The sequence below is a fragment of the Adlercreutzia sp. ZJ473 genome (assembly GCF_013185065.1).
GTDB lineage: Bacteria > Actinomycetota > Coriobacteriia > Coriobacteriales > Eggerthellaceae > CAAEEV01.
In genome coordinates this window covers 1-3,328 of the sequence record NZ_JAAVTO010000102.1, presented here as the reverse complement: position 1 = coordinate 3,328, position 3,328 = coordinate 1, and the positions used below count along the sequence as shown (strand labels likewise).

General features: G+C 62.2%; 4 protein-coding genes. 3 read left to right on the top strand and 1 reads right to left on the bottom strand.

Annotated features, from left to right (window positions below; all coding sequences use genetic code 11):
- A partial coding sequence (locus tag HRL41_RS11765; RefSeq protein ID WP_253904902.1) for a helix-turn-helix domain-containing protein occupies positions 1-338 on the top strand: 338 nt, incomplete at its 5' end.
- 605 nt (positions 339-943) lie between these two features.
- A complete protein-coding gene (gene tnpB / locus HRL41_RS11760) occupies positions 944-1,303 on the top strand; it encodes an IS66 family insertion sequence element accessory protein TnpB (protein WP_172137183.1) in 360 nt (119 codons plus the stop codon).
- 263 nt (positions 1,304-1,566) lie between these two features.
- On the opposite strand, the gene HRL41_RS11755 is transcribed toward tnpB, so the two are convergent.
- Entirely contained in the window at positions 1,567-2,184 is a 618-nt protein-coding gene (locus tag HRL41_RS11755; RefSeq protein ID WP_256368342.1) for a transposase, read from the bottom strand.
- On the opposite strand from HRL41_RS11755, the gene HRL41_RS11750 reads away from it, so the two are divergent.
- A partial coding sequence (locus tag HRL41_RS11750; RefSeq protein WP_172137181.1) for an ISL3 family transposase occupies positions 2,110-3,328 on the top strand: 1,219 nt, incomplete at its 3' end. The two genes, HRL41_RS11755 and HRL41_RS11750, sit on opposite strands and share 75 nt — an antisense overlap.

Sequence of the window (3,328 nt, the reverse complement as noted above, 5' to 3'; positions counted from 1 at the left end):
GCGGGGGTCGTCAAAGGGGCGGAGCCCCTTGCATGCCAATGGAGGGGCGGCTTGCCGCCGCCCCGACGGACTTTGAAAGCAGATGCGAGCGGCTTGTTGCAGGCGGAATAAATCAGCGTTTACCTAGCTCTCTGCAAATACAAGTGGGCCACCGCATCAAGAACCTGCGGGAGGCCGAAGGCGTCAGCCAGGAGACCTTTGCGCCCCGGATCGGCATGAACCGCTCTTATCTGGCCTCCATCGAGACGAGCCGGCGTAACCTCACGCTGCAAAACCTCGCCAAGATCGCGCAGGGCTTCGGCATAACCCTATCCCAGTTCCTCGAGGGCATCGGCTGAGAGCAACCGCTAAAACGAGTAGGTTTAGCACATTTTTGCCATCTCTCGCCTACCTACACGTTTCAGCTCTTCTGGTTTTCGCGGGGGATTTTAGGTAGTTTTCCCCTGGTTTCTCCCAACCACACGATTCGTAAGCGTAAAAGCCTCCGCGTCTTCAGCTTCTAGCCGATAGGCGCCACAATCGCCACAACCTGATGGGAGGAAGTGACGATGACGCCGCAAGAAAGAAGATCGATGCGCCGCGAACAGGCGGAGCGGTGCCTTTCGACAGACATGACGATCAAAGACTAGTGTGCGCTGAACAAAGTCGCGGAGTCCACGCTGTATGTGTGGATGGCGAAGCTCCGCGAGGAGGAACCAGAACTGTTCGCTAAGCCCAGCGCATCTGAGTGGGATGAGCTGTCGAGGGAGTCGATCACGTCGCGCACGGCGCTTGCTAGGCCTGCCGTAGCGGTAGCGCCTGTTATGCCAGCACATTGCGTTGAGGATAGTACACCCGTATGCACGTCTTCTATTGTCGTGCGCGTAAGGGATGCAGACATCGTTATTCCTCTAGGTTGCAGCGAAGCTGACATTACAGGTGTGCTAAGGGCGGTGGCTTCCCTTTGAACCCGTTTACTACACCCGATAAGCTTTTCATATCACGTCGTCCGCAAGACATGCGAGCCGGTATACAAAGACTCGCCTCCGTGGTCACGACTGACTTCGGCATGGACCCAACAGACGGAGCACTGTATTGCTTTGTAAGTCGTGACTGCAACAAGATGAAGCTCTTGCGCTTCGAGGCGGACGGGTGGTGCATGTACTACGTGCGCCTAGCTGAAGGTGGATTTCGCTGGAGGCATGACAAGGACGGCGAGGTGTCGCTGCAGATAGAGCGCAGACAGCTCATATGGCTGCTCGACGGCATCGATTTTGAACAGCCAAGCGCGCCCAAACCGGTTGCCGCGCATGCGGTCATCTGACCTAAAAACACCTTTTGAACTGCTGGTTTATGGGATAATACGTTCATGCAGAAGGATGGTGTGCCAAAAGCTGGTGTAAGGATGGTTCTGCGATCAACAAGGAGAAAACGGTCATCTAGCAGAATCGCGATTGCCTAGGTAAGCACTGATTTATTACCGTTTGACGAGCTGACACGGCCCATGGCTGCGTTTGCCTCCGGCCCCGTACCCCCCTACTCGGGGTCCGGGGCCGTTTTCGGGCGCAGACGTCCGCGGGCGGGCCGTCAGGCCCGCGCCGCCGAAGGCGGCGGGTCGAGCGAGCGCCCCGCGCGGGCGACGAGCGCGAGGTTGGCCAGAGCGAACGACATGCACGCCCGCGCGTAGTTCTTGGCGAGGCCGCGGTAGCGGGTCTTCACCCAGCCGAACTGGCGCTTCACCACGAGGAAGGGCAGCTCGACCTTGGCGCGGACCGACGCCTTGCGCGACTCTATCCCGCGCTCGAAGTCGCCGGCGGCGCCGAGCGTCCTGACGGACGAGGGGCGCCTGGCGACGACCCAGTCGATGGCCGACAGCGCCGCGTCGCCGGCCACCTCGGGCCTCTTCGCGACGCCGGTGTAGCCCGGGTCGCCGTAGCAGAACGCGTCGTCGGGGCGGACGAGTGCGTGGGCCATGGCCAGGTCGGACACGTTGGCGGGCGTGAGCGCCACCGTGTACACCAGCCCCGAGCCCGCGTCCGCGCCGACGAAGTGCTGGGCATATCCGACGAATACGAGGTAGTCAGGTTCTCCCGCCGAGGCGATGTCGACGTCGCGTATCTTCGCCGCGAGGTGCGAGAGCGTACGTGTCCTCGCTGCGGTGCGCACGCCCACGTCAAGGGCCGACGCTGGCGCAAGGTATGGCATGTGCCGGCGCACCGCGTGCCGCTCATGCTCATGATCGAGGTCACGCGCATGATCTGCCCCAAGTGCGGAAAGACCTGGAACGAGAGCCATGAGATGATAGGCACGGCCTCCATCCACATGTCCGTCGACGTGCAGGACCTGATCCTGTTCGACCTCATGGACAAGAAGTCCGTGAAGGCGACTTCCGAGAAGAACGGCCCGAGCGCCTATATGGCGAGCAAAGTACTCGACCGGGCTATCCTTGATGTACGCTATCTGCCTTCCACCCTTTGCATCGACGAGTTCAAGGCGAACACCGACGAGGGCAAGATGGCCGTGGCGATAGCCGACGGGGGCTCGGGGTTCCTCGTCGAGATCTTGCCGCAGCTCACGTCCAAGTGCATCGGGCGCTTCTTCGGGGGGTTCGACGCGCGCGAGCGCAGGTCCGTCAGGTTCTGGTGCTGCGACATGTCGCCGATGTTCATCAGGGCTTATAAGCGCTGGTGCCCCGGCGCTGCCTTGTGCATAGACCGATTCCACGTGGTGAAGCTTGTGACCGATGCGTTCAGTGATGTGCGCAGACGAGTCCAGAGAGACGAGTCGCTGCCCGAGGCCCTGCGCAAGGAGATCAGAAAGGCCTGGAAGCTCTTCCTGATGCGCCCCGAGGAGCTCGAGCGCATCGACCTCGAGTACGCCGAGCAGCTTGCGGTCAACCGCGCCACCTTGACGCCCGCGCTCGACCTTACCGAGGAGGAGATAGCCGAGCTTTCCTTCCTCAAGCCCCGCGAAGCTCGCGTCGCCAAGGCCGGGCGCCTGCTCGAGGCCGACCCCGATCTGAAATGCGCATACGAGCTCATGCACCTGTTCCGCGACTGGTCCGACATGGGGTGGTGCGCCGAGAAGCGCGACTCGCTCGCCAAGTGGACCAGCCTCGCCGCCAGAAGCGGCATCCCCGAGATGAGGCGGGCCGCCAAGACCCTGAGGCGCAACCGGGAGGGCGTCCTCGACGGGTACAAGCGCGCCTTGACCAACGCCGCGGCCGAAGACAATATGACCCGGATCCAGACGCGGGGCTGCCCGAAGCAGCCCGCCCTGCCGCCAGGCACCCAGGGTTCGGGAGACGACAGACTCCCCGACATAGCGCAAGACAGGCGCGGCCCCAGGC